This is a genomic window from Paraburkholderia sp. BR14320, assembly GCF_040948665.1.
Taxonomy (GTDB): Bacteria; Pseudomonadota; Gammaproteobacteria; order Burkholderiales; family Burkholderiaceae; genus Paraburkholderia; species Paraburkholderia youngii.
On record NZ_JBFPKG010000009.1, the window covers coordinates 137,412 to 164,166 of the forward strand.

Genomic DNA, 26,755 nt, shown 5'->3' on the forward strand with positions numbered 1-26,755 from the left:
CACACGTGTTTATCCACGCGTTCACGCGCACTGCGTTGACGCGCGCGCAAACGCGACCGCAAGCACGAGGCTCGCGATGCGGCGCCGTACCAACGCAGGGACGCGTTTGAACGCGGCGTTCCTGTCATGCGGATACGACGTTACGTTAGGTGCACGGGAAGAGACTGCGGCGCGCACCGTCTGCCTGCTGGCAAGACGGCGGCTGATGAAGAGAGCGCGGACGTCCTGCCGGTCAGGCAGCGAAACTGTTCGAAAGTCGGCTACTGCAGGTGTCCAAGGCGTGAGCCCCATTGATGATGATTCTTGAATTCTAGGGTTCGCTTTCCGCCGAGGTCAACCTGTTTCTTAAGCAGAGCGGAGAAAATGTGCGGCGCACAACGACGCGCACCGTGAACGACTTGCGGGTCGAGGCCGATAGAGGGGGAAAGGTCGAACAGGCGGCATCGATCCATCCGGCCGATGCCGCTACACATGCTTACTGATTGGCGCGCCGTCGCACGGTCAGCGGGTTATGCACGCTTCTGACGCCGCGAACCGATCGCGCCGCGTTGCCGGCTTGCCCGATTTGCGATTGCCGCGGCACGGTGCCGCTCAGCGTAACGATGCCGTGTCGCGATTCGACACGGATGTTCGCCGAATTGAGATTCGTGGTACGCGTGAACGCGCGGCGGACGTCGCGGACGATCGCGCTGTCGGACCGGTTAGCGTTCCGGTTCGAAGCCGCTGGGGCCGGCTGGCTTTGCATCGACGCATTGTTCGGCATCTCGCGCGTCTGAGCGTTCGCATAGGTCGCGCAAGTCGCGATGGCCACCGCGAACATTGCGCCGAGGATTTTTCTCGCGCCGTTTGTTTTCATTCTTCCTCCTTTGCCGCTTTGTCAGGAACTGCCGTTCGAGCCGCGTGTTGCCAGCGTGGAAGAGGCGACGCAACGCACTGGCGCCTCGCGACGAGTAATCGACCGTCGGCTCCGATTATATTCTGCGGCGCCGCGTCGATATCGATAGGTGAGAAGATTCGGGAGCGGCCGAGGTGAGAGTATGCGCACCTGTACGCGCACTTCAAAACTAAGGGTGAGGGTATTCGGGAGTCGCCTCGACGGTGCGGCAAGTTGCGAATGTTTTCTTTGGAAACATGGTTCCCGTCAGACGCGCAATGCGGTGAGGCCGTATCGCAGGAAGCCGGCGAGGGCGCCCGTCGGTTACTGGTTGCGCCTGATCGAATGATGGCGGCGCGTGCGGCACGCGAAAGGTGAGAACTTTCGGGAGTGGCCCGCGGGCGGGTCTTTTGCAACTAACCGGCCGTGCCAGAAGCGAAATAAACCGCGCGGCAAGCGGCGTGCGGCAATGCGCGCGTTTTGCCTGTCAGCGATAGGTGAGGATATTCGGGACCCGTCGATGCCGTATCTGTCGGCCCCATGCCTTATCGGCGTACAAAAGCCGCTTCATGCAGTCGCCAATCATTGCATCCATCGCGTCGACCGCTCGCCGGCTGTGTAACGTAAGTCGTTGAATGTCCAGGCGATCTGCCGCTTACGCGGCCCGCATCGGCGACGCGAACCGGCTGCGTTCGATTAAAGGTGAGGATTTTCGCGAGCGGCGTGCAAGAGCCGCTCCGCGCGCGCTGAAATGCCTCCTCGAGCCCTCTTTTCACCGCGAAGGTGAGGCTTTTCGGGAGCACTGGCGACGCTACCTGACGCCGATTCACCGCCACTTCGTGCCAAAGGTGAGGCTTTTCGGGAGCGGCAGCACTCGCCAGCGATCACCCGTTCAGGCCGATTTCGCGATATCGCGGATGTCCGCGACCGGCGTCTGCCCGAAAGCATCGCTAAGCGCGTAGTCGATCAACCGCGCCGCGGATTGCTCGGGCGTCGACAGTTGGCCGTTGCGCTTCAGGTCTTCGAAGCGCTGGCGCATCGGGAATTGCTCTTCGCCGCTCCCGCGAATTTGCGCCTGCATGTCCGTATCGATCACGCCCGGCGCGAGGCTGCAGATGCGCAGCGCGCGAGTCGCGTCGAGCGCGACGGCGCGCGCGTGATGATCGAGCGCGGCCTTGGTCGCGCAGTAGATGCTCCAGCCCGGATACGCGTTGCGCGCCGCGCCGCTCGAAATGTGCACGATGCGCCGATCTGTTGCGTCGGCGGCCGCGGCGGCGAGCGCGCTCGCGAGCATCAGCGGCGTCGCGACGTTCAGGCTCACCGCGTCCGCGACGTCCGCCGCGTTCTGCCCTTCGATGGGCCCAATCGGTTCCACCGTGCCCGCATTGTTGATCAGCAGCACCGTCTGCGCGCCGCGCACGAAGTTGCTCAGCGCGTCGGTGGCGATCCATTGCCCGACTCGCGCAGGTTCGGCGAGCGGCAGCTCGATCTCTTCGAGCTGCGCGGCAAAGCGCGCCTTTAGCGCCGCATTGCGCGAGCGCGACAGACCCAGCACCGTGACGTTGCGGGCGAGCAGTTGTTCAGCGAGCGCCGCGCCCAGGCCGCGCGTATGGCCAGTGACGATCGCGCGAATTGGAGAAGAGGAGGTCATGTCGTTCCTTGTGAGCGTTGTCTTGCAGAATCGACGATTTTCTCACGCCGTATTCAGGCCGACCGAAAGCGCTCGCGATACTGCATCGGCGTCACGCCAAGCCGCTTCGTAAACACGATGCGCATGCGGTCGGCGGTGCCGAAGCCGCAATCGTAGGCGATCGTCTTCAGCGCCGCGGCGCTGCTTTCGAGCAGCTTGCGCGCCGCATCGACGCGCGCGCGTTCGACGAATTCATGCGGCGTTACGCCGGTTTCCTGCACGAACACGCGCGCGAAGTTACGCGCGCTCATGCCCGCGACGCTGGCGAGTTGCTTGACGGTGAAGCTGTCATGGATTCGCGCCATCACGTGCGCCTGGACTTTCGCGGCGGGCGAGGTGTCGTCGGCGGGCGCGGTCAGATAGGGGCTGAATTGCGACTGGCCGCCTTGCCGCTGCGCGAACACGACGAGCCGTTTGGCGACCGCGAGCGCGGCATGCGGACCATGATCCTCGGCCACTAGCGCGAGCGACAGATCGATGCCGGCCGTCACCCCCGCCGACGTGACCAGCGGCCCGTCGCGCAGATAAATGCGATCGAACTCGACCCGCGCGCGAGGAAACTGCGCGGCGAGTTGCGCCGCGTGCTGCCAGTGCGTGGTCACATGCCGTCCATCGAGCAGGCCCGCGTGACCGAGCGCGAATGCGCCGGTGCAGATCGAGCCGTAGCGGTCGCAACGCGTCGCGACGTCAGCGAGCCAGTCGAGCAGGCGCGCGTCGGGCACTTCGTTGTGCGGCAGAGCGGGGCCGCCGGCGACGAGCGCGAGATCGAACGGTTCGCGCGCCTGCTCGAAGGTCGCGTCCGCCACCAGCGTCATGCCGTTCGACGCGCGCAACGGCGCCGCGTCGGCGGCCAGCAGCTTGACCTCGTAGTGCTGCGCGGGCGCGACGAAGCCGTTCGCTTCAGAGAACACGTCGACGGGACCCGCGACGTCGAGTGCCTGCACACCTGGAAAAATCGCGATCGCGACGGTGGGCATCGAATGACTTCCTTTGACGGGGAATGTGAAGGACATGCCGCGGCAGTCAACGCTGTGCGTTTGGCAGTGTTCAACGGCTCGCGGCGATTGTTCGCGGCGTCGCGCTAGCCAATACTGGGTTGGTCGGACGCGCGGTCTCACACCCAGGCGACAGGCATCCACATCACGGCGCGGACCAGCATACCAAAACGCGCTTTGAAGCCGCGCCGCGCGTCCCGTTGATCACTTTCACTTTCGCATTCGAAGGAGTACGTCGCATGGCTACGACGATCGCAGGTATCCGGATTCCCGACAGCATGATGGCGCGCGAAGCCACCGAACTCGTCCGCGACACGGAAACGGAGCTTCTCTATCACCATTCGCGGCGCGTGTTTCTGTTCGGCGCGCTGGCCGGGCAGCGCAAGCAGTTGAAGTACGACCCCGAGCTGCTGTACATCGGCGCAATGTTTCACGACATGGGGCTCGTCGCGCCGCATAGCAGCGAGCACGAGCGCTTCGAAGTGGACAGCGCGAACGCGGCGCGCGATTTCCTGCGGCGGCATCGGATCGGCGAAGACGATATCGAGCAGGTATGGACCGCGATTGCGCTACACACGACGCCAGGCATCCCGCAGCATATGAAGCCGGTGATCGCGCTCGTCACCGCGGGCGTCGAAATGGATGTGCTTGGCCTCGCCTACGACGAATTCAGCGAGCAGCAGCGCGAGGAAGTCACGCACGCGCATCCTCGCGGCCCGCACTTCAAGGAAGGCATCATCGATGCGTTCACGCACGGCACGATCCACAAGCCGCACACGACGTTCGGCAACGTGAAGGCCGACGTGCTCTCGCTGAAAGACCCGCATTATCATCGCGAGAATTTCTGCACGATGATTCTGGGTTCGGCGTGGAAGTCGTGAACGCCTGCTTGCGGCAGAAATGAGGTAGCGCAATGATGCATCGCAGATGCGATGCATGGAGTGAACGATGAAAAGCGCTACTTTCCCGTCGGTGCGGGTCGAGCCCGAACTGCGGGCCGCGGCCGAGGACGTGCTGCAGGAAGGCGAAAGCCTGGCCAGTTCGCCTGCTGAAGCGAAGCAAACCGGAGACTACGTGTCGGCCGACGACGTGCTCGCCGGCCTCGAAAGGCGGCTCGGCGAAGCAAAAGCCCAGGTCCCGCGCGAAGGCGACGACAGCCAAACCGTGACCGTGCTGGCGGTGCGCCATCAGCTAGAGGATCATTATCACTGATCGAACTTCCGTCGCCGCCCCATGGTCATCAAAAACCTTCTTCGCAAACTCGACCTCACCACGCTGCAGCTCTTTCTCGCCGTGTTCGAAGAGGGCACGCTAACGCGTGCCGCTGAGCGCGAGGCGATCGCAGTGTCCGCCGCCAGCAAGCGGCTGGTCGAACTCGAACAGGCGGTCGGCGCGTCGCTGTTCCAGCGCAACGCGCGCGGCATGACGCTGACGCCGGCCGGCGAAACGCTGCTGCATCACGCGCGCCGGGTGCTGCGCGACATCGAGAGCATCGGCATCGAACTGGCCGGCCATGCTAGCGGCGTGCTCGGCTATGTGCGGATGATGGCGAACCTGTCGGCGATCGTCGAATTTCTGCCCGAAGATCTGCGCGCGTTCCAGTCGCTGCACGAGCGCGTGAAGGTCGATCTCGAGGAGCGGCCGAGCGGCGGCGTCGTCAAGGCCGTCGACGAAAGCCTCGCCGATCTCGGCATCTGTTCCGGCGACGCCGATACGCGCGAGCTGCACGTCGAACACTACCGGCGCGATTCGCTCGTGATCGTGATGCGCGACGATCATCCGCTCGCGGCACGCGCGAGCATCGCGTTCGCCGAAACGCTCGATGGCGATCACGTCGGCCTGCATTCGGCGAGCTCGATCAACGCGCGTACGCACCTCGCCGCGCGTCAGGCCGGCAAGCCGCTACGGCTGCGCATCCACGTGCCGGGTTTCGATGCGGTCTGTCGGATGGTGCAAGCCGGCATGGGCGTCGGTGTGCTGCCGCAGAAGGTGTATCAGCTGATGGGCCGCCCGCTCGGCCTCGTCGGCACGGCGCTCGACGACGATTGGGCCGAGCGCAGCCTCGTGCTCGTCGTGCGTGACGTCGATGCGTTGTCGCCGGTGAGCCGGCTGCTGTTCGATCATCTGCGCACGGTCGAAGCGCGCGAAACGGCAGCGGACGCTCAACCCGAACCCGCTCCGATCACCACCGAACCACCGCGCCGCTCCCGCAGCCGCCGCTGAGCGTTCGCCGTTCGCGAACGATCGTTGGCGAATTGCGGTTGGACGCCGCCACCACGCCGCTTCTAAGCTGTCTCCCAATACGAAACGAGTTCGGAGACAGCAACATGGGTGGACCACTGCAGGGTATTCGCGTCGTCGAGATCGGCACGCTCATTGCCGCGCCGTTCGCAGCGCGACTGATGGCCGAGTTCGGCGCCGATGTGATCAAGATCGAAGCGCCCGAAACCGGCGACCCCCTTCGGAAATGGCGCAAGCTGCATGAAGGCACGTCGCTGTGGTGGTATCTGCAGTCGCGCAACAAGAAGTCCGTCTGCGTGAATCTGAAATCGGCCGATGGCGTCGAGATCGTCAAGCGCCTTGCCGCCGATGCCGACGTCGTCATCGAAAATCTGCGTCCCGGTGCGCTCGAAAAGCTCGGCCTCGGCTGGGACGTGCTGCACGCGCTGAACCCGAAACTGACGATGGTGCGCATTTCCGGCTACGGCCAGTCCGGCCCGTATCGTGACCGGCCAGGCTTCGGTGCGATCGGCGAAGCGATGGGCGGCATCCGTTACACGACCGGTGAAGTGGACGGCGCACCGGCGCGCGTCGGCGTGAGTCTCGGCGATTCACTCGCGTCGCTGCACGGCGTGATCGGCGCGCTGATGTCGCTGCTGCGCGTGAAGACGGGGCAGGGCGAAGGCCAGGTGGTCGACGTGTCGCTGGTCGAGAGCGTGTTCAATCTGATGGAAAGCCTCGTGCCCGAATACGACCTGCTCGGCCATGTGCGCGAGCGCAGCGGCGGCGCGCTGCCGGGCATCGCCCCTTCGAACACCTATCGCACCGAGGACGACGGCTATGTCGTGATCGCGGGCAACAGCGATCCGATCTTCAAGCGGCTGATGCATCTGATCGGCCGCGCCGATCTCGCGGACGATCCCGCGCTCGCGCACAACGACGGCCGCGTGAAGCAGGTCGCGATGCTCGATCAGGCGATCACCGAGTGGACCTCGCATCACGCGACCGAAGACGTGCTGGCCGCGCTCGAACGCGCCGCAGTGCCGGCGGGCCGCATCTATTCGGTGGCCGACATCGTCGCCGATCCGCATTACCAGGCGCGCGACATGTTGCTGCAGGCGCAATTGCCGGGCGGCGCGTCGGTGAAGATGCCGGGCATCGTGCCGAAGCTGTCGGACACGCCGGGCGAAGTGCGCTGGCAAGGACCGACGCTCGGTGAACACACCAGCAGCGTGCTCAGCGAGCTTGGATTCGCGAGCGAAGACATCGAGCGGCTTCGTCGCGAGGGAGCGGTGCAATGAATTCCATGATCTTTTCCACGCGCGAGGGCGCGTCATTCGACCGACTGATCGTGCAGGAAGTCGCCCCGCGCGATGGCCTGCAGATCGAACCCACCTGGGTCGAAACCGCCGACAAGATCGCGCTGATCAACGGGCTATCCACATGCGGATTCACGCGTATCGAAGCGGGCTCGTTCGTGTCGCCGAAGGCGATTCCGGCGTTGCGCGACGGCGAGGCGGTGTTCCAGCAGATCGAGCGGCAACCCGGCGTGATCTACGTCGCGCTGGTGCCGAACCTGAGGGGCGCCGAGCGCGCGTTGTCCGCGCGCGCCGACGAACTGAACCTCGTGATGTCGGCGAGCCAGACGCATAACCGCGCGAACATGCGCATGAGCTGCGAGTCGTCGCTCGCGGCGTTCGACGATATCGTGCGTCGCGCGCTGGCCGCGGGCGTGCGGCTCAATGCGACAGTGGCGACCGCGTTCGGCTGTCCGTTCGAAGGCCGCATCGACGAAGACCGCGTGATCGGCATCGTCGACGCATATCGCGAGATGGGCATCGAAGGCATCACGCTCGCCGATACGACCGGCATGGCGAACCCGCGTCAAGTCGCGCGGCTCGTCGCGCGAGTGCTCGAAACCCTGCCGGCCACGGCGCTCACGCTGCACTTCCATAACACGCGCGGTCTCGGTCTCGCCAACGTGCTTGCCGCGTATGAATCCGGCGCGCGCCGCTTCGATGCGGCGCTCGGCGGCCTCGGCGGCTGCCCGTTCGCGCCGGGCGCCTCAGGCAACATCTGCACCGAAGACCTCGTGAACCTGTGCGACGAAATGGGCATTCCGACCGGGATCGATCTGCCGAAGCTGCTCGCGCTGTCGCGCGGCTTGCCTGCATTGCTCGGCCACGACGTGCCGGGGCAAGTCGCCAAGGCAGGCCGCAATTGCGATTTGCATCCGGCGCCCGACTACGTTCGGCAGATCTGAACCGAACCCCGACAAACAACCCCTCAACCGATCAAACGACCGGACGGCACCGCCGAATCCGGCATTGGAGACAAGCATGAGTGACCTGGGCGCAGTGGCGGGCACTACCCGCGAACATGGCGCGGACGATCTCGCGGCGATCGTCCGCAAAGTCGCGTGGCGGCTGATGCCGCTCATCATGATCTGCTATCTGTTCGCGTTCTTCGACCGCATCAATATCAGCTTCGCGAAGTTCCAGTTGCAAAGCGATCTGGGCTTGTCCGATACCGCGTACGGTCTCGGCGCGAGTCTGTTCGTGATCGGCTACGTGCTGTTCGAGGTGCCCAGCAATCTGTTCCTGTACAAGGTCGGCGCGCGACGCTGGATCGCGCGGATCATGATTTCGTGGGGACTCGCGACCGCGGCGATGGTGTTCGTCAACAACGAATGGCAGTTCTACGGGCTGCGCTTCGTGATCGGCGCGATGGAGGCGGGCTTCGCGCCCGGCGTGCTGTACTACCTGACGCTGTGGTTTCCGACCGAATATCGCGGCCGCATCACGTCGATGCTGTTTCTCGCGTCGGCGTTCTCGGGGCTGGTCGGTGCGCCGCTCGCGGGGCTCGTGATCGGCCATATGGACGGCGTGCTCGGCATGCCAGGCTGGCACTGGCTGTTCCTGCTCGGCGGCTTGCCGTGTGTGGCGCTCGGCCTGCTGGTGCTGAAGCTGCTGAAGGATCGCATCGACGATGCGGGCTGGCTGTCGTCGGCGGAGAAGAGCTTGCTCGCCGGGCAGATCGCGCAGCAAAGCCGCCCGGCGCCGACCGGCCATTCGCTGCTGGGCGCGCTGAAAACGCCGGGCTTCCTGACCCTCGGGCTCGTGTACTTCCTGATTCAGATCGCGTCGTACGGTCTGAATTTCTGGGCTCCGCATCTGATTCACGTGGCGGGTACGAAGAATCCCACCGTGGTCGGCCTGCTGACGGCGGTGCCTTATGTGTGCGGCGCGATCTGCATGGTGGTGGTCGGGCGCCTGTCGGACGCGACCGGCGAGCGGCGCAAGTTCGTGTTCGGGCTGCTGTTGATGTCGGCGCTCGGCTTCTTCGCCGCGGGCTACTTCGACAAACAGACCGCCTTGCTGGTGGTCGCGCTTGCGGTGATGGGCGCGGGCGTGGTCGCATCGATTCCGGCATTCTGGGCGCTGCCGCCCAAGCTGCTGACGGGCGCGGGCGCGGGCGCCGCGGGCGGTATCGCGTTGATCAACACGCTCGGACAACTCGGCGGGATCGTGAGCCCGGTGATGGTGGGCCGTGTGAAGGATCTGACCGGCAGCACGACGCCGGCGCTGTATGTGATCGGTGCGATGAGCGTGGTGTGCGCGTTGATCGTGCTGTATGGGCTGCCGGAGTCGCTGCGCAGCCGTGAAACGACGCAGTAAATCTATGTGCAGGGCGCGGTCGTTCGCTTGCATCAGGCGACCTGCCGCGCCGCTGCCCGCTCCCGCATCCGCGAACGATAGGCCTGCCGCATCAATCACTTGGCAGGCCTGTGCGCAGGTTGTCCACAAGCTTGTTCCCAAATTATGTGGACAACTGGTCTTCGAGGTTGGTCCGACTGATACGGCATCCTTGCCAAGCGCGCTCGCCGCTATCACGGACTCCGTAGCGACGCTCGCTGCCTACGCGTGCACCGCGCGCGGATAGTTCTCACGCTTCAAGCACTTAGGCTCGCTGTGCGAAGGTTGTCCACAGGCTTGCCAACAATTTAGGTGGACAAGTTTTGTTTGCCGACAGGGTGCCGTGAAGCGTGACTCGGCATCAGTCGTCCGCATCACGCCTTCAACACGGAGGCCGAAGCGACCACTTCATCCTGCACCGGCACCTGCAAAACCGCATCCCGCTTATCGAGCAGATGCTGCCGCAAAATCGCGCTGAGCTTCTTGCCGTCGCGAGCCTCGAGCGCCTTCAGCATTTCATCGTGGTCGTGAATCGCGCGGTCCCACTTCGGCGTCTGATAGTTCGAGCGAAAGCGCAGCGCCTGCAGCCGCCGGTTGATCGACACATACGTCTGCCGCAGCGCTGAATTTCTCGCCGCTTCGTTGATCTTGTCGTGAATCGCCTGGTTGCGGCTGTAGTAGCCCGGCAGATCGTTCTGCGCGCGGCACGCGAGCATCGCGTAATGCAGTGCCTTGATCTCGGCGAGTTCGGCCGCCGTGATGCGCTCCGCTGCGAGTTCGCCCGAGAACGCTTCGAGGCCGCTCATCAATTCGAAGGTTTCGCGCACTTCCGCCTCCGACATTTTCGACACCGACGCGCCCCGGTTCGGCGAAATTTCGATCAAGCCCTCGGCGGCCAGCACCTTCAGCGCTTCGCGCAGCGGCGTGCGGGAAATGCCGAGCGTTTCGCACAACTCGCGCTCGTTCAGTTTCTTGCCGGGCGCCAGCACGCCCTCGACGATAAAGCGGCGGATGTGCTCTACCACCGTGTCATGCAGGCGCTGACGCTCGACCTTCGGCATCAGCGGGGCTGCGGTCACTCCCGCGTCGACATCCGAATTTTGCATACAAAAACCCTCAGCTCACATGATGTGGGATTTTATCGGAACCATATCGATTAGTTAATCGAGCGCAAACGCGGGTAAACACGGGCCTCAACGAGCATATTTCGCCTTGGGAGCGTCACGATTCTTCTGATACAGTTTTTTGAATGCAAAATTCAAATTGGAGGAACCCGATGCTGAAGCTAGATTTTCATCCCGCTGGCCGTCACTTCCTGCAGATTCCGGGGCCGAGTCCGGTGCCCGATCGCATCCTCCGCGCGATGAGCTATCCGACCATCGACCACCGCGGCCCCGAGTTCGGCGAACTGGGTCTGAAGGTGCTCGACGGCATCAAGAAGATCTTCAAGACGCAGCAGCCGGTCGTCATCTATCCGGCGTCCGGCACGGGCGCATGGGAAGCGGCGCTGTCGAATACGCTGAGCCCCGGCGATCACGTGCTGATGTTCGAGACCGGCCACTTCGCGACGCTATGGAAAAAGATGGCCGAGAAGCTCGGCCTGAAGCCCGAGTTCCTGGGTCTGCCAGGCATCGAAGGCTGGCGGCGCGGCGTGCAGCCGCAAATGATCGAAGAGCGTCTGCGCGCCGACCCGCAGCATGCGATCAAGGCGGTCTGCGTCGTGCACAACGAAACTTCGACCGGCGTCACGTCCGACATCGCCGCCGTGCGCCGAGCGATCGACGCCGCGGGCCATCCGGCGCTGCTGCTCGTCGATACGATCTCCGGTCTCGCGTGCGCTGACTACCGCCACGACGAATGGGGTGTCGACGTGACCGTGTCGGGCTCGCAAAAGGGCTTGATGCTGCCGCCGGGCATCAGCTTCAACGCGATCTCGCCGAAGGCGATGGCCGCCAACCAGCACGCGAAGCTGCCGCGCAGCTTCTGGGACTGGTCGGAAATCGTCGAAATGAACAAGACCGGCTACTGGCCCTACACACCGAACACGAACCTGCTGTATGGCCTGCACGAAGCGATCGAGATGATTCTCGGCGAAGGGCTCGACAACGTGTTCGCGCGTCACGAGCGGCTCGCCGAAGCGACGCGCCGCGCGGTGCGTGCGTGGGGGCTCGAAATCCAGTGCGCCGATCCCGCCGTGTATAGCCCGGTGCTCACGGGCGTGATGATGCCCGACGGCGTCGATGCCGACGCTGTGCGCAAGCTGATCTACGAGCGCTTCGATATGTCGCTCGGCACGGGCCTCGGCAAGATGAAGGGCCGCATGTTCCGTATCGGCCATCTGGGCGATTGCAACGATCTGACGCTGCTCGCGACCCTGGCCGGCTGCGAAATGGGTCTGCGGCTTGCTGGCGTATCCCTTAAGGAAAGCGGCATGCCTGCCGCTATGGAGTGGTTGAGCCACGCACCGAAGACGCCGGGGTTGAAGGCCGCGGCATAAGCGCCACCAGCAGGAAACAACCCGCAACACCAGGGAGCGCATTTCTCATCGGGCCGCGCGCAGAACGCTGCCATCACAACATGCAATGCGTCCATAACGGCTGTCGCGGCCGACGGGCGACGACGCAGCGCGCCACTTCAAGCGCGCCGTCGACACATGCCACGGAGAGAGAGGATGAAACGGTTTCGTTTGACCAGTGCGACCAGTATCGTTCTAGTGATGCTCTGCATCATGTACTTCATCACGTACCTCGATCGCGTGAACGTCAGCACCGCGGCCGCGGGTTTCGGCAAGGAATTCAATCTCACGCATACGCAGGTCGGCCTCGTGTTCTCGGCTTTCGCGTATCCGTATCTGCTGTTTCAGGTGATCGGCGGCTGGGTCAGCGATCGCTTCGGCGCGCGGCGCACGCTGCTGTTTTGCGGTGCAATCTGGGGTCTCGCGACGGTGTTCACGGGCCTCGCGGGCGGCCTCGCTTCGTTGCTTGCCGCGCGGCTCGTGCTCGGTTTCGGTGAAGGCGCGACGTTCCCGGCGGCAACATCGGCGATGTCGCGCTGGGTCGCGAAAGAAAAACGCGGCTTCGCGCAGGGCATCACGCACGCGGCGTCGCGAGTCGGCAATGCGGTCGCGCCGGCCCTCATCGTGCTGGTAATGACCACCTGGGGCTGGCGCGAATCGTTCTATATCTGCGGCGCGCTGAGCCTGGTGTGGGTCGCCCTGTGGGCGATCACGTTCACCGAGCATCCGAAAGATCATCCGCGCATCACGCCCGAGGAACTCGCGGTGCTGCCCGCAGTGAAGCCGAAAGTCGCAGGCCTGCCGTGGGGCAAGCTGTTTCGCCGCATGGCGCCGGTCACGATCGTCTACTTCTGCTACGGCTGGACGCTGTGGCTGTTCCTGAGCTGGATTCCGCTGTACTTCCTACACAACCATCATCTGCAATTGCAGAAGTCGGCGATCTTCGCGTCGGTCGTGTTCTTTGCCGGCGTGATCGGCGATACGCTCGGCGGCCTCGTCACCGATGCGATCTTCAAGCGCACCGGCAGCCTCAAGCGCGCGCGCAGCTGGATGGTGTCGGGGTGCATGCTGTTCTGTCTGCTGTCGCTGATTCCGTTGATGTTCACGCATGACCTGACGCTGTCGATCGCCTGTCTCGCGTCGGGCTTCTTCTTCGCCGAGATGACGATCGGCCCGATGTGGGCGATTCCGATGGATATCGCGCCGGAATTCTCCGGCACCGCCAGCGGCATGATGAACACGGGCTCGGCGCTGGCCGCGATCATCTCGCCGGTGATGGGCGGCTTTCTGATCGACCACTTCGGCAACTGGGATCTGCCGTTCGTCGGCAGCATGTTGCTGATGGCCATCGGCGTCGTGCTCGCGTTCCGCATGCAGCCGGAGAGCCGCTTCGAACTCAGCGCGTCGGAGAAGGCGCAGGTTTCCAGCCGGATGGGCGCGTAAAACATGACTTCATCACTCAGCCAGCTTCTTGCCGATGCGCGTCGCAGTCGTACGGTGCTCGACACGTTGCCGCCGGAACAGTTGCCGTCCGATGCCGACGCGGCCTACGCAATCCAGCACGAAATCCTGAGCGCGTGCGGCGCGCGAATCGGCGGCTGGAAGATCGGCGCGAAGTCGGCGAGCGCGCCGATTCAAGGAGCGCCATTGCCCGACATCGATCTGCACGCCGACGGTGTGCGTCTGTCGCGCGAAGGTTTCGCTCCGCTCGGGCTCGAACTCGAAGTCGCGTTCCGTTTCGGCCGGCGTTTCGAGCCTTCCGCGACGCCGTACGGCGAAGACGAAGTGCTCGCGGGTATCGGCTCGATCGGCGCGACCATCGAGATCGTCGCGAGCCGCTATGCCGCGTGGCCCGCCATCGACAAACTAGCGCAGCTCGCGGACCTGCAGAATCACGGTGCGCTGATCGTCGGCGAATTCACGCGGTATCGCGACGATTTCCCGTACTTGGCGCCGTCGCTGCAATTTGAGTTCAACGGACGCAATGTCGTCGCAACGACGCCCGCGAATCCAGCCGGCGATCCGCGGCGGCTGTTGACGTGGCTCGTCAATCACGCGAGTGCGCGCGGTATCGCGGTGACTCCGGAGATGGTGATCACCGCCGGTTCGTACACCGGCATGTTCTTTCCGCGCGAGGCGGGCAACGTGAGCGGGCATATCGAAGGGCTCGCGCCGGTGCATCTGACGCTGTACTAGGTAATTCGAGCCGCGCGGCTCACGCGCGCTCCTCACAGGCCGACGAAATGACGAATCCCACTGCGGGCTTGCTCGTCAAGCCGATCCATCTGGTCCCCTCCGCCGCGCGTGCCACGAGTCCGCTCGCGCAGCATCTGCGCAAAGCGCTGCGCGGCGATGTGCTGTTCGATCTCGCGAGCCGCGGCCGCTACGCGACCGATGCATCGATCTATCAGATCACCCCGGTCGGCGTCGTAGTGCCGCGCGATCAGGACGATCTGCGCATCGCGCTCGAGATTGCGCGCAGCGAGAAAGTACCGCTGCTCGCGCGCGGCGCGGGCACGAGCCAGTGCGGGCAGACGGTCGGCGAAGCGCTGGTGGTCGATACGAGCAAGTGGCTCAACAACATCGTCGCGTTCGATGCCGACGCGCGCACCGTGACGGTCGAGCCCGGCGTCGTGCTCGATCATCTCAACGCGTGGCTAAAGCCGCATGGACTGTGGTTCCCGGTCGATGTATCGACTTCTGCGCAATGCACGATCGGCGGCATGGCCGGCAACAACTCGTGCGGCTCGCGCTCGATCGAGTACGGCAATATGGTGCACAACGTCGACGCGATCGACGCGATTCTCGCCGACGGCAGCGAAGCGCGCTTCGCGTCGCTGCGCGAGGCGCCGCAAGGCGAGCGCTTGCAGCAGATCGTCGCGGGCGTCGCGCGGATCGCGCAGCGCGAGCGTGATGAAATCGTCGCGCGCGTGCCGAAGGTGCTGCGCCGAGTGGCGGGCTACAACATCGATCTGTTCGACTGCCAGAGTCCGCGCGCCTATACCGATGACGGCAGCGCGAACCTCGCACATCTGCTGGTCGGCTCCGAGGGCACGCTCGCATTCAGCCGGCAGATCACGCTGAAGCTCGCGCCGCTGCCCGCGCACAAGGCGCTCGGCGTGGTCAACTTTCCGACCTTCCGGCAGTCGATGGCGCTCACGCAGCACATCGTCAAACTTAAGCCGGTCGCGGTCGAACTGGTCGATCGCACGATGATCGATCTCGCGTTGAGCAATCCCGCGTTTCGTCCGGTGATCGAGAAGGCGCTGGTCGGTGAGCCGCAGGCGATTTTGCTCGTCGAGTTCGCGGGCGAGGATCGCGACGCGCAGCTCGCGTCGCTGAAGCAGTTGACCGAGTTGATGGGCGAGCTGGGCTTGCCCGATGCGGTCGTCGAGATGCCGGACGCGAATGCGCAAAAAGCGCTGTGGGAAGTGCGCAAGGCCGGTCTCAACATCATGATGAGCATGAAGGGCGATGGCAAGCCGGTGTCCTTCATCGAGGACTGCGCGGTGCCGCTCGAACATCTGGCCGACTATACGAGCCGCCTCACCGATGTGTTTCATCGCCACGGCACCGAGGGCACCTGGTACGCGCATGCGAGCGTCGGCACGCTGCACGTGCGGCCGATTCTCGACATGCGCCGCGACGGCGCAACGAAGATGCGGGCGATCGCCGAGGAAGCGGCCGCGCTGGTGCGCGAGTACAAGGGCGCGTATTCCGGCGAGCATGGCGACGGTCTGTGCCGCGGCGAATGGGTCGCGTGGCAATACGGGCCGCGGCTTAACGAGGCGTTCAGCGAGATCAAGGCGCTGTTCGATCCCGACAATCGCTTCAATCCAGACAAGATCGTGCGTCCGCCGAAGATGGACGACGCGCGCAATTTCCGCTTTGCGCCGGGCTATCGCGAACAGCGTATCGAAACAGTGCTCGACTGGTCGATGTGGAACGTGAAGCGCGATCGGCTGACGGGAGAAGAAAGCGCGCCGGGCAGCGGTGACGACCTGAGCGGCGGTCTCGCGAAAGCGGTCGAGATGTGCAACAACAACGGCCACTGTCGCAAGTTCGACGCGGGCACGATGTGCCCGAGTTATCGCGTGACGAAGGACGAGCAGCATCTGACGCGCGGGCGAGCCAACACGTTGCGGCTCGCGATTTCGGGCCAGCTCGGCGAAAGCGGACTCGCGAGCGATGACGTCAAGGAAACGCTCGACCTGTGCGTATCGTGCAAGGGCTGCAAGCGCGATTGCCCGACCGGCGTCGATATGGCGAAGTTCAAGCTCGAGGCGCGGGCGGCGCGGGCGAGGACGCATGGCGTGCGGCTGCGCGATAGGCTGGTCGCGTTCATGCCCCGCTATGCGGGCGCTGCGAGCCGCATGCCGGGACTGGTGGCGCTCGCGGACAACGTGCCGGTGCTGTCGGCGTGGTTCAAGCGCGCGGTCGGGTTCGCCGCCGAGCGGAGTTTGCCGCGGTTCAAGAAGGCGTTTCTGGCCGATGCGGTGTCCGCGAGGCCTGCACGCGAGGCCGCGCAGCCGTCCACGCTGAAAGAAGTGCTGCTGTTCGTCGATACCTTCAACAACCACATTGAGCCCGACAACGCACGTGCTGCGCAACAGGTGCTCCAAGCGGCGGGCTACACGGTTCACTTCAATGCACGCCCGGGCGAGCGTCCTGTGTGTTGCGGCCGCACGTTTCTCGCGGCGGGTCTCGTCGATGAAGCGAAACAGGAAGCGCGGCGCATGCTCGATCTGTTCCGGCCGTACATCGAACGCGGCGTGCCGGTGGTAGGGCTGGAGCCATCGTGTCTGCTGTCGTTGCGCGATGAATTTCTGCAGTACGGTTTCGGCGACGAAGCGCGGCGCCTCGCGCAGCACGCGTTTCTATTCGAGGAATTCCTCGTGCGCGAAGAAAACGCTGGGCGTTTGCAGCTCAAATTGAAACCGCTGCCGATGCAGCAGGCGCTCGTGCACGGCCACTGCCATCAGAAGGCGTTCGACGCATTCACGCCGGTGCAGACCGTGCTGAAGTGGATTCCCGAATTGAAGGTATCGACGGTCGAATCGTCGTGCTGCGGTATGGCCGGCAGCTTCGGCTATGAAGCCGAGCACTACGCGACTTCGCAGGCGATGGCGGAGCTGTCGCTGCTGCCCGCGGTCCGCAAGCTCGACGCCGCCACGGTGATGGTCGCCGATGGCACCAGCTGCCGGCATCAGATTCACGATGGAGCGGGCGTGGACGCGATTCACGTCGCGCGCGTGCTGGCGATGGCGCTGCAATGACGCGGAGCTAACTGGAAAGCGAAACCCGAACGCGAGACTCAAACGCCGATAGCCTGCCGAAATCCGCTCGGCGTCACCCCGACACCCTCGCGAAACCGGTGGCTAAAGTGACTCGCGTTCGCATAGCCGCATTGCTCGGCGATTTGCGCGAGCGGCAACGTCGTCGTGCGCAGCAGCGTGCGCGCGCGATCGAGCCGTTGCCGCGCGATCCACGCGGCCGGCGGCAACCCGAACGACTCCCGAAACATCCGCGCAAGATGAAACTCCGATAGCGCCGCGACACCCGACAGCTCACCGAGCGTCAACGGCTGCGCGAGACGACTGTCGATATAGTCGCGCAGGCGGCGCCGCGTCGCGGCCGACAGCCCGCCCTTCAGCGCCATGTTCGCGCGCCGCACGCCTTGTCCGCGCAACAGCAGGCTCAGCACTTCGTGCGCGGTTTCGTTAGTGCGCAGCAGACCGTCGGGACTTTCCCACTCCTCGTTGACGAGCGACTGGCACAGACTCGCAATGCGCGGGTCCTCGAAATAGGTCCGATCGGCGAGCGTCAATTCGCGCGGCTCGCGGTCGAGCTCCTGTACCGCGCGTCGCGTGAAGTGCTCGGGCAGGAAGTACAGGTGCATGAAGTGCATATGGCCGCGCACCCACCAGCGCGATTCGTGATCGCCGGGCAGTGCGCACAGCCGCGACGGCGCGCCGTAGTGGCCCGGCATTTTCTGGCGCTCGGTGCGATAGCCGCCGTCCAGATAGCACGACAGCGTGTGATGGCCGGGCCGCTCATAGATGGTCTCGGCTTCCTTCGTGTCGCGGGTCCAGAGTGCGATCGCGAGTCCGTCGCCGAGCCACGCGAAGCGATCCAGATGCGCGTTCGCACTGGCGAGCGTGTGACAGACCGACTGCAGGCCAAAAGGCATGCCGGCGGTGGATATCACGGGAGCGGACGGGCTGGCGGTCACGGCGGCGAGCGGAGGATTTCCGGTGATGCGTCGGGTTGAGCGGCCAGTATACGGCGCGGCCAGTCTGGCCGCTCATTGCCACGAAAAAGTGCGCAATTTTGGACAATTGCGGGCGGCGGCGCGGCTGCATAGTCGGGCTATCGTCAATGCTGCGCGTTATGGCAGCTTGTCATTGCAGTCCGAGGCCCGACCATGAATCTTTTGCTTTATGCCGTCACCGTGCTGATCTGGGGCACCACCTGGATCGCGATCAAATGGCAACTCGGCGCGGTGCCGCCGCCGGTATCGATTGCCTGGCGTTTCTGGATCGCCGCGCTGCTGCTGTTCGCGCTGCTGCGCATCATGCGCCGGCCGATCTGGCCGCCGCGCGACGCCTGGCGCTACCTCGCCGCACAGGGCCTCGCGTTGTTCTGCCTCAATTTCCTGTGCTTCTACTACGCCGAACAGATCGTGCCGAGCGGGCTCGTCGCGGTGGTGTTCTCGACCGCGCCGCTGCTGAACTCGATCAACGGGCGGCTGTTCATGGGCCGGCCGCTGCAGCCGAGCGCGATTGCGGGCGCATTGCTCGGACTCGTCGGCATCGTCTGTTTGTTCGTGCAGCAGATGGCCGGGCATCTCGGCGATCACACCGCGTGGCTCGGGCTCGGCGTCGCGTTTCTCGGCACGCTGTGCTTCTCGGCCGGCAACCTGCTGTCGAGCCGCATGCAGTCGATGGGCCTGCATCCGTTCGCGACCAATAGCTGGGCGATGCTGATCGGCGCGGCCGTCCTGACGCTCGGTAGTCTGTTCGCCGGCTATTCGTTCGCGGTGGAACCGTCGGCGCGCTATCTCGGCGCGCTCGCCTATCTCGCGGTGTTCGGCTCGGTGATCGGCTTTACGGCGTACCTGATGCTGGTGGGCCGCATGGGCCCGGAGCGCGCCGCCTACTGCACGGTGCTGTTTCCGATCGTCGCGCTTGCGGCGTCGACGCTGTTCGAGGGTTACCGCTGGTCAGTGCTCGCGGTGGTCGGTCTGCTGCTCGTCCTGGCCGGCAACCTGGTCGCGTTCGATCTGACGCGGCGGATCTTCGTGCGTCGCCGGGCGGCGCGAACATGATGATGTGCATCGCGCTCAAGGTGAGGATTTACAGGAGCAGAACAAGCGCCTGAATCTCTGACCGGTGAGGATTTACGGGAACCGGTTTTTACCGGCTTCGTGAACGAAAGATTTGGTTTGAATCGTAAATCGATGCAAATGGAATGAATTGGATTGGGTGACATTCAATTATCTTTTTTTTATTAATAAGTTTGCTATTTTTATATGAGAGGATAAAACGCCAACTCTGATGTGCGCACATCGTAACGCTACCAGCAATGATGCGCGTACAGGCGAAGCACGCCGGTCAGCCTGCCTGCCGTGCGTGCTTCGCGCCTAGCAAGGATCGACCGCCGTGAAGATTTTCCCCCGCCTTGGCCTGGCCGTGGTTCTAATCCATAGCCTGATCTCGCCGAATGTCTCCGCGCAATCCAAATTGAATTACACGACATCATGGGTCGGTAATAGTTTCGGATTTGGCGACGGCAAATGGATACAGCAGGATATTCAGGCCATTAGCGTCGATGCCAATGGCAGCGTTTATACGAATGCGCCGTGGGACGAAAGCGGCAGCGAAATTGCCGCCTATCGCGCGGGGGACAAGCTCGCGGTCGCCGGTTCGACGCACGGCTGGGGCGCGGCCGGCGGCGACGCGGTGGCGGTGAATCACACGTACCTGTACGCGGCGATGTCGATCGGCAACGAGAACAATGCGCTGGTCGGCGCCGACTATCCGCCGGCCAATCAGACCTGGTACGGCATCACGCGGCGCACGCTCGCGAATCTCGCGGCCGGCGCGCCGTTTTCCGGTACAAACGGTGCAGACCGGCATCGACGCGGGCATTCGCGGCCTCGCCGCGAACGACAGCGAACTCTATGTGGCCGACACGTACGGCAACCGGATCGTCGTGTACGACGCGCAATCGATGCAGCCGCTGCGTTCGTGGAGCGTCGCATCGCCCGCGCGCATCGCGATCGACACCGACTCGACGCTGTGGATCATCAGCGGCTTCGGCACCGGCAGCCTGAGCGTCCTGCACTACCGCGCCGACGGCACCGCGCTCGCCGGTCCATTGGCGCTGCCCGCTGGCAGCGTGCCAACCGACCTCACGGTCACGCCATCCGGCCAGCTGCTGGTCGCCGACAACGGCGCTTCGCAGCAGATTCTCGTATTCAACAAAGGCGCGGGCGGCCAGATGCAGGCCGGCGCGTCGATTGGCACGCGCAACGGCATCTTCCATCCGGCGCGCGGCGTGCCGGGTGATACGCGTTTCAACGGCATCACCGGCATCGGCGTCGACGCGGCCGGCAATCTGTACGTCGCGCAAAACGGCGAAGGACCGCGCGCGCTGGGCTCGGCATCGGTAGGGCAAGGCGCGGTGCTGGAGAGCTACGTGTACGGCACGCGCGTGCTCAACTGGCGGCTCTACGGCCTGACTTTCGTCGATAGCGGCGCGTTCGATCCGGCCACGCCCGCTTCGATCTACACGGGCTCGAAGCGCTTCACGCTCGATTACCGGCAGCCGGCCGGCCACGAATGGTCATACGCGGCGTTCACGCTCGATCGCTTCGATTACCCCGACGACCCCGCGTTTCACCAGCCGCGCGGCGTGCGCGGCGAACCGATGGTGCGCAGATTCAATGGCCAGCGTTTTCTCTATACGCTCGATCCCGGCGCGCACTATCTGAACGTCTATCGCTTCGATGCCGCGCATGGCGAGATTGCGATTCCGTCAGGGATGCTCGCGCAGAATCCGCTGCCGGGCAGCTGGCCCGCCGCGCAACCAACTTACGGCGAATGGTTGTGGCGCGATAGCAATGGCAATGGCACCGTCGATGCGAGCGAGATCAGCGGCAATCCGTCGACCGGCAGCACGGTCGGCAACGGCTTCTGGTGGGTCGACGATTCCGGCAACGTGTGGCTCGCCACGCCATTGAGCGGCGTGCGCGAGATGCCGCTGCAAGGTCTCGACTCCGCAGGCAATCCGATCTACACGTACGCAAGTGCGAAGCTGTTCGCGATGCCCGCGCCGTTCACGCGGCTCGCGCGGCTCGTCTATGTCGCAGCGACCGACACGATGTATCTGTCCGGCTTCACGAGCGCGATTCCGTGGGACCCGACGCACTGGAAGGAAGCGGGCCCGGTGCTTGCGCGCTACGACAACTGGAGCAGCGGCACGCCGGCCCTGACTTACACGGTCTCGCTGCCGTGGAACACGCAAAGCGATCCGCAGACCACCACGGTCGGCGTCGCGGTGGCGGGCAACTATGTCTTCGTCGCGGAGTTGTACACCGATCGCATCGACGTCTACGACGCGCGCAACGGCACGGCCGTCGGTTATATGACGCCGGGCGCGAACGTCGGCGGTAAGAGCGGCTGGGTCGACGTGTATCTCGGCATCAGCGCGGTGCAGCGCGATAACGGCGAGTACGTGGTGCTGGTCGAAGACGACGCGCGCGCGAAGCTGCTGATGTATCGCTGGACGCCTTGACGTGGGTCGCCGTCGCGCCGAACACGAATAGACGGCGGCGCATGATCGGTATATAACAACTTTACCGATGCACTCAAAGGAGTGGTGTTCGATCATGACGCAAGACGTTCCTCCCAAGCCGCCCTCCGACGATCGTCCGGAGATCGAGCAGCTCGACGCGGCGCTCAGTCACGTCGATCAGCAGATGTCGTCAGGTGGCATTGCGTCGGGCGCGGCGAAAGGCATTGTGTACAGTCTGATCGAAACGCTCGGCGCGCTGGTCGGCGATCCCGATTTGCCGGAGCACGCGCGTTCGGGGTATGAAGGGCTGCTGGAGGCCGCGCGCGAGTTGCGCGCGAAGCTGGAGCGCTGAGCGATGAGCCGAGTGGACCGCTGAACCGGCGGGTTCGCTTCGGCGCAGCCATCGTGCTGTCTGTGCTACAACAGCGCACTGTGTAACTCACCGTGCGCTTTTTTATGCTCTCTGCAACCGAGATCGCGTTGCTGGCCACCGGCATCATCGTGGTACTGGTGACGCCCGGCCCCACCAACACGCTACTGGCGGCGGCCGGTTTGCGCGCCGGTTTGCGCCGCGCGCTGCCGCTGATCGCCGCCGAACTGGCGGGCTATCTGGTGTCGATCTCCGCGTGGGGGCGCTTCTTCGCGCACGCGGCGCAAGCGTGGCCGTGGCTGCCGTCGCTGCTGCGCGTGGCCGCGAGCGTGTATATCGCGTGGCTTGCGCTCGATATGTGGCGCGCGGCGGTGGCACTGCCGGGCTCGACGCAACGCGCTGGCAACGTGCGCGCGCTGTTCGTCGCGACCTTGCTCAATCCGAAAGGGCTGCTGTTCGGCGGCACGATCTTTCCGGCCGCCGCGTTCATGCATCTGCCCGCTTATCTGCTCGCGATGGGGATGTTCGCGTGCCTTGCCGCGCCGATCGCGCTCGCGTGGATCGCGTTCGGCGCCGCACTCGGTAGCGGCCGGCTCCGCTGGCTCGAACCGGCGAAGGTGCAGCGCGGCGCGTCGATCGTGCTCGGCGTGTTTTCAGTGTCGCTCGCGTGTGCCGCGTTGCACTGAAGACGGATGCGGCAAAGACGATGCGCTAAAGACCGCATCGAGACTCACGCACCGAGCGCCATCTCTTCCCCGCTCATCTGCGCCAGCAGCTGGTGAATCTGCGCGACAACGGCCGCGCCTTCGCCGACCGCCGCGGCCACGCGTTTCGTCGACCCGGCGCGCGCATCGCCGATCGCATAGACCCCTTCGACCGTAGTCCCGAGATCGCACGCGGTGGCCGAGCCGTCCGCGCTGATGCCCGTCAGCACGAAGCCTTTCGCGTCGAGCTGCACGCCGCAGGTGCGCAGCCATTCGGTGTTCGGGTCCGCGCCGGTGAAGAGGAACAGATGCCGCGTGTCGAAGTGATCGACGCCGTCGGGCAGCGGCCGCTTCAGCGTGACCGACACGAGCCCGTCCTCATCGCCTTCGAGCCGGCCGACTTCCGAACCCGGATGCACGAACACGTTCGGCAGCGAGCGGATCCGGTCGATCAGATAGCGTGACATCGTCGCCTCGAAACCGCTGCGGCGGATCAGCACGTGAACCTTGGCTGCGTGCGTCGCCAGATAGACGATCGCCTGGCCGGCCGAATTGCCGCCGCCCACCAGCACGACCTCCTGGCGCTTGCACAGCTTCGCCTCGACCGGCGACGCCCAGTAGTAGACGCCGCGTCCGTCGAAGCGCTCGAGCCCGTCGAGCGCCGGGTGCCGGTACACGGCGCCGCTCGCGATCACGATCGTCCGCGCGCTGATGTGGCCGCCGCATTTCGTTTCGAGCCGATAAGGCGACTGCCCGCAATGCAGCGCCTGCACGCTGACCGGAATTGCAACGTGCGCGCCGAACTTCTGCGCCTGCACGAACGCGCGGCCGGCAAGCGCCTGGCCCGAGATGCCGGTCGGAAAGCCGAGGTAGTTTTCGATGCGCGAGCTCGCGCCCGCCTGGCCGCCCGGCGCGCGGCTGTCGAGCACGATCACCGACAGCCCTTCGGAGGCTGCGTACACCGCTGCGGCAAGTCCCGCCGGTCCCGCGCCGACGATCGCGACGTCGTACACGTAGGTGTCGTCGAGATCGGGCAGCAGACCTAAGCGCGTGGCAAGCTCCGGCATGCTCGGATGACGCAGCACCGTGCCGTCCGGGCAGATCACGAGCGGCAGGTCCTCGCGCTGCGCGGCGAACTGCTCGATCAGCCGCAGCGCGTCTTCGTCGCGTTCGTCGATCACCGAATGCGGATGGCCGTTGCGCGACAGAAAGCCTTGCAACATCACGAGCCGCGGGTCATTGCTGTTGCCGACGAGGATCGGCCCGCCCGCGCCCTTTTCGATCAGCGACACGCGCCGCAGAATCAGCGCGCGCATGATGCGCTCGCCGAGTTCCGCTTCGGCGACGATCAGCGCGCGCAGCCGGTCGGGCGGAATCAGCAGCGCTTCGACGGCGCTGGTCGCGAGGCCGTTCACCAGCGAGGGCTTGCCCGACAGCTGCCCGACCTCGGCCAGGAAATGCCCGGCGCCGCGCTCGCTGATCACGTGCTCGCGGCCGATGCCGTCACGCTGATAGACCTTCACGCGTCCTTCGAGCACCACGAACATGCCGGGGCCGGTGCGGCCGGTCTCGAACAGCAACTCGCCGGACTTCCAGCGACCGATCTCGCCGAAGCGGCGCAGCCTGTCGATCTCGGCGCAAGTGAGCTCCGGAAACATCTGATGCAAACGCGTCGACAGCGACGAAAACGGCGCGTCGGCGACGACTCCCTGCTGTCCTTCCACCTCTTGAGTCGAAACGTCCTGAGTCGAAAGCATTGAACCGCTCCTTCGATGTTCATCGCACGATTGAACGCAAGGCAACGCAATGCGCGCTCGCATGGCCGGACGAGCCGTGCCGCGCGCGCAGACGGACGATGCCGTCGCGAATTCCAGCTAGACGGCTTTGGGCGCGATATCGTCGACCGTGACTTCGGGCGGCGGCATTTCGGGCAGCGAGTCCACCGGCTTGCCCGAGTCGCGCCAGGCTTCCATGCCGCCGCGCAGCGGCAGCACGTCGGAGAAACCGGCTTCGGTGAGCTGCTTGGCCATCCATGCCGCGGAAATCTCGTTCGGGCAGGAGCAGTAGATCACGAGCTTCTGATCGCGGGGATAGCTGGCGACGATGCCGTCGAGTTGCCGTTCGTCGGCGAATTGCGCGCCTGGAATCACGAACGGATCGAGCTTGCGCTTCTCCTGCGAACGGATGTCGAACACGACCGGCGCCTGATTAGCCTTGTACAGCTTCGCGAGTTCGTCGACCTCGATGCGCGCGGACGCGAGCTTCGCGATCAACTGACGGCGGCGGATCCACCGGTACGCCGCGTACAGCGCCAGCAACGCGACGACGACCACCGCCGCCGTGCGCCCAAGCCGCCCGGCGATCGCGAACAGCATATCGATCTGCCGCGCGAACAACGCACCGAGGATCAGCCCGGTGCCGGACCACAGCGCGGCGCCGACGCCGTCGTAGGTGAGGAAGGTGCGGTAGCGCGTGCCCATCGCGCCGGCCATCGGGATCGATACGATCGACAGCCCCGGCACGAATTTCGCGACCGCGAGCACGCGCACGCCCCAGCGGCCGAAGAAGCGCTCGGTCTTTTTCACGCAGGTGTCGCGCGACAGCGACAGCCGGCAGATCGTCTTCAGCGTATTGCCGCCGTAGATGCGGCCCGCGACGTACCACACGCTGTCGCCGATCAGCGTCGCGAAGATCGACAGCACGAGGACCGGCAGCAACTGCGAGCCGACGGAGCCGGGGTGCATCGCGGCCATCGCGCCGAACAGCACGAGCGACGGCATGGCGGGCACCGGCAGCCCGAGCGCGGCGGCCAGCACATTTGCGAAGACGAGCGCAGGTCCATATTGCGCGACGAGGTCATGTAGCATCGGTTTAACATCCGCGGCCCTTGCGGGCGCAGCGCGGTAAGGAACGCAAAGGGGAATGCAAGGATTATGGACGTATTTTCAAGACGTGCAACCGACCTGGAAATCGGCCCGTGTTCTGGCTGCGATCAGGCCTGCATATATGGCCGCATGTCCCGCTACACAAGCGGGGCGACCGCTTCTAACAAGTGATTGAAGGCCGGGTAAGCATGCTCAACGAGACGCGCGAAAGCGCTTGCAAAAACCCGTAGGAAAGCGGGGATTGGCGGTTCGAGCGGAACAAACGGAAGCACGGCGGCGCGCGCGGGCACACCCAATGCGAACAATTCCGCGCTGACGCGTCGAAGCGCGACGCCATCGGCGCAGGGAGACTGACGAGTCACGCGACGGTAATACGCCGCGCGCCTGCTTCACTGACGATGGTTGTGCTGTTCGCCCGGCAACTCGGCGCCATGCGCGCGGATCGCGGCGATCAGCTCCGCGGGCGTGATTTCGTAGCGCACTTCACGATGTATGCCCGGCTTGCGCTCATCGACCTCGATCAGCAGGATGCCTTTGCCGTCTTCGGTCGATTCGAGGCGCAGCGAGCGGAGTTCGCGCGCCGTTGCGTCGTCGTATTCGGTGAGCAGGGCCATTGACCCGGAGGACCCGGTAATGCGCATCGAAGTTGTCCTTGTTGCGTTGGTGATGGAACCATTGTACGGGGCGGATGGCGTGCCGTCTGCCGCCTCGTCGTGCCGTGTTGCGTCTGCCTTTGTCTCTATCTCGCCCCGGTTTTAGCGCATTCGCGATTGCGGAGCGAGCAACCAGTTTAACGCGACTCCTCGTTGCGACGGCTGCATTTTTCATGCCCCGCGGCGGCGCGGCTTGGGTTCGGCTTTTGTCATGCGGGTGACGCGGGCGCGGGCTAGGCGGCGTCCGGTGGGACTCTCGCTGTGGTTGGCGTCGCTCCCGGATTTCCTCACCTTTCGCGCACGAATCGCGCGCTGAAAAAAATAGCCCGTCCGGATAGGGACGGGCCGTTAAACGC

At 64.7% G+C, this 26,755-nt stretch carries 21 protein-coding genes and 1 pseudogene; 14 read left to right on the forward strand and 8 right to left on the reverse strand.

The window, feature by feature from the left end; genetic code table 11:
* Positions 1–475: 475 nt before the first annotated feature.
* The 3 genes from AB3X89_RS12085 to AB3X89_RS12095 all read right to left on the reverse strand — a co-directional run bounded on the left by AB3X89_RS12085 (position 476) and on the right by AB3X89_RS12095 (position 3,541).
* Positions 476–856 carry a BON domain-containing protein gene (locus tag AB3X89_RS12085; RefSeq protein WP_368583474.1) on the reverse strand — a complete coding sequence of 127 codons (381 nt, stop codon included), beginning with the start codon at positions 854–856 and terminating at the stop codon, positions 476–478.
* Between the two features lie 910 nt (positions 857–1,766).
* Entirely contained in the window at positions 1,767–2,525 is a 759-nt protein-coding gene (locus tag AB3X89_RS12090; protein WP_368583475.1) for an SDR family oxidoreductase, read from the reverse strand.
* 53 nt (positions 2,526–2,578) lie between these two features.
* Entirely contained in the window at positions 2,579–3,541 is a 963-nt protein-coding gene (locus AB3X89_RS12095; RefSeq protein WP_368583476.1) for a GlxA family transcriptional regulator, read from the reverse strand.
* Between the two features lie 257 nt (positions 3,542–3,798).
* Here AB3X89_RS12095 and AB3X89_RS12100 point away from each other — a divergent pair, with 257 nt between their 5' ends.
* The 6 genes from AB3X89_RS12100 to AB3X89_RS12125 all read left to right on the forward strand — a co-directional run bounded on the left by AB3X89_RS12100 (position 3,799) and on the right by AB3X89_RS12125 (position 9,456).
* On the forward strand, positions 3,799–4,440 hold the full coding sequence (locus tag AB3X89_RS12100) for an HD domain-containing protein (RefSeq protein WP_368583477.1): 642 nt from the start codon (positions 3,799–3,801) through the stop codon (positions 4,438–4,440).
* A gap of 67 nt (positions 4,441–4,507) precedes the next feature.
* Positions 4,508–4,771: a YlcI/YnfO family protein gene (locus tag AB3X89_RS12105; protein WP_368583478.1), complete on the forward strand. Its 264-nt coding sequence runs from the start codon at positions 4,508–4,510 to the stop codon at positions 4,769–4,771.
* Between the two features lie 21 nt (positions 4,772–4,792).
* Complete coding sequence (locus tag AB3X89_RS12110; protein ID WP_368583479.1) at positions 4,793–5,782, forward strand: LysR family transcriptional regulator; 990 nt, start codon at positions 4,793–4,795, stop codon at positions 5,780–5,782.
* A 104-nt stretch (positions 5,783–5,886) separates the two neighbouring features.
* The gene (locus AB3X89_RS12115; RefSeq protein WP_368583480.1) at positions 5,887–7,080 is read left to right on the forward strand and encodes a CaiB/BaiF CoA transferase family protein; all 1,194 of its coding nucleotides are present in this window, start codon (positions 5,887–5,889) and stop codon (positions 7,078–7,080) included.
* A complete protein-coding gene (locus AB3X89_RS12120) occupies positions 7,077–8,042 on the forward strand; it encodes a hydroxymethylglutaryl-CoA lyase (RefSeq protein WP_368583481.1) in 966 nt (321 codons plus the stop codon). The genes AB3X89_RS12115 and AB3X89_RS12120 overlap by 4 nt, the downstream gene beginning before the upstream one ends.
* A 76-nt stretch (positions 8,043–8,118) precedes the next feature.
* On the forward strand, positions 8,119–9,456 hold the full coding sequence (locus AB3X89_RS12125) for an MFS transporter (RefSeq protein WP_368583482.1): 1,338 nt from the start codon (positions 8,119–8,121) through the stop codon (positions 9,454–9,456).
* Between the two features lie 392 nt (positions 9,457–9,848).
* On the opposite strand, the gene AB3X89_RS12130 is transcribed toward AB3X89_RS12125, so the two are convergent.
* Positions 9,849–10,580, reverse strand: coding sequence for a GntR family transcriptional regulator (locus tag AB3X89_RS12130; RefSeq protein WP_368583483.1), 732 nt, complete (start codon positions 10,578–10,580; stop codon positions 9,849–9,851).
* A 170-nt stretch (positions 10,581–10,750) separates the two neighbouring features.
* On the opposite strand from AB3X89_RS12130, the gene AB3X89_RS12135 reads away from it, so the two are divergent.
* The 4 genes from AB3X89_RS12135 (at position 10,751) to AB3X89_RS12150 (ending at position 17,265) form a co-directional block, all read left to right on the forward strand.
* Positions 10,751–11,971: an alanine--glyoxylate aminotransferase family protein gene (locus AB3X89_RS12135; RefSeq protein ID WP_368583484.1), complete on the forward strand. Its 1,221-nt coding sequence runs from the start codon at positions 10,751–10,753 to the stop codon at positions 11,969–11,971.
* A gap of 174 nt (positions 11,972–12,145) precedes the next feature.
* Positions 12,146–13,432 (forward strand): MFS transporter, encoded by a 1,287-nt coding sequence (locus AB3X89_RS12140; RefSeq protein ID WP_368583485.1) that lies wholly within the window; start codon positions 12,146–12,148, stop codon positions 13,430–13,432.
* 3 nt (positions 13,433–13,435) lie between these two features.
* Positions 13,436–14,185 (forward strand): 2-keto-4-pentenoate hydratase, encoded by a 750-nt coding sequence (locus AB3X89_RS12145; protein WP_368583486.1) that lies wholly within the window; start codon positions 13,436–13,438, stop codon positions 14,183–14,185.
* A 47-nt stretch (positions 14,186–14,232) separates the two neighbouring features.
* A complete protein-coding gene (locus tag AB3X89_RS12150) occupies positions 14,233–17,265 on the forward strand; it encodes an FAD-binding and (Fe-S)-binding domain-containing protein (RefSeq protein WP_368583487.1) in 3,033 nt (1,010 codons plus the stop codon).
* A gap of 38 nt (positions 17,266–17,303) precedes the next feature.
* Here AB3X89_RS12150 and AB3X89_RS12155 read toward each other — a convergent pair whose 3' ends face one another.
* Positions 17,304–18,179 carry a helix-turn-helix domain-containing protein gene (locus tag AB3X89_RS12155; protein ID WP_368583488.1) on the reverse strand — a complete coding sequence of 292 codons (876 nt, stop codon included), beginning with the start codon at positions 18,177–18,179 and terminating at the stop codon, positions 17,304–17,306.
* 234 nt (positions 18,180–18,413) lie between these two features.
* Between AB3X89_RS12155 and AB3X89_RS12160 the strand changes: the two genes are divergently transcribed.
* From AB3X89_RS12160 to AB3X89_RS12175, 4 genes and pseudogenes are all read left to right on the forward strand, one after another.
* Positions 18,414–19,316 carry a DMT family transporter gene (locus tag AB3X89_RS12160; protein WP_368583489.1) on the forward strand — a complete coding sequence of 301 codons (903 nt, stop codon included), beginning with the start codon at positions 18,414–18,416 and terminating at the stop codon, positions 19,314–19,316.
* Positions 19,317–19,650: 334 nt separating this feature from the next.
* Positions 19,651–21,787 (forward strand): annotated as a pseudogene (locus tag AB3X89_RS12165) (hypothetical protein).
* 94 nt (positions 21,788–21,881) lie between these two features.
* Entirely contained in the window at positions 21,882–22,139 is a 258-nt protein-coding gene (locus AB3X89_RS12170) for a hypothetical protein (protein ID WP_176107130.1), read from the forward strand.
* A gap of 104 nt (positions 22,140–22,243) precedes the next feature.
* Positions 22,244–22,843: a LysE family translocator gene (locus AB3X89_RS12175; protein ID WP_368583490.1), complete on the forward strand. Its 600-nt coding sequence runs from the start codon at positions 22,244–22,246 to the stop codon at positions 22,841–22,843.
* 44 nt (positions 22,844–22,887) lie between these two features.
* Here AB3X89_RS12175 and AB3X89_RS12180 read toward each other — a convergent pair whose 3' ends face one another.
* From AB3X89_RS12180 to AB3X89_RS12190, 3 genes are all read right to left on the reverse strand, one after another.
* Positions 22,888–24,618 carry an FAD-dependent oxidoreductase gene (locus AB3X89_RS12180; protein ID WP_368583491.1) on the reverse strand — a complete coding sequence of 577 codons (1,731 nt, stop codon included), beginning with the start codon at positions 24,616–24,618 and terminating at the stop codon, positions 22,888–22,890.
* A gap of 117 nt (positions 24,619–24,735) precedes the next feature.
* Positions 24,736–25,728, reverse strand: a complete 993-nt coding sequence (locus tag AB3X89_RS12185) for a DedA family protein/thiosulfate sulfurtransferase GlpE (RefSeq protein WP_368583492.1) — start codon at positions 25,726–25,728, stop codon at positions 24,736–24,738.
* 407 nt (positions 25,729–26,135) lie between these two features.
* Positions 26,136–26,387 (reverse strand): hypothetical protein, encoded by a 252-nt coding sequence (locus AB3X89_RS12190; RefSeq protein ID WP_008921056.1) that lies wholly within the window; start codon positions 26,385–26,387, stop codon positions 26,136–26,138.
* Positions 26,388–26,755 lie beyond the last annotated feature (368 nt).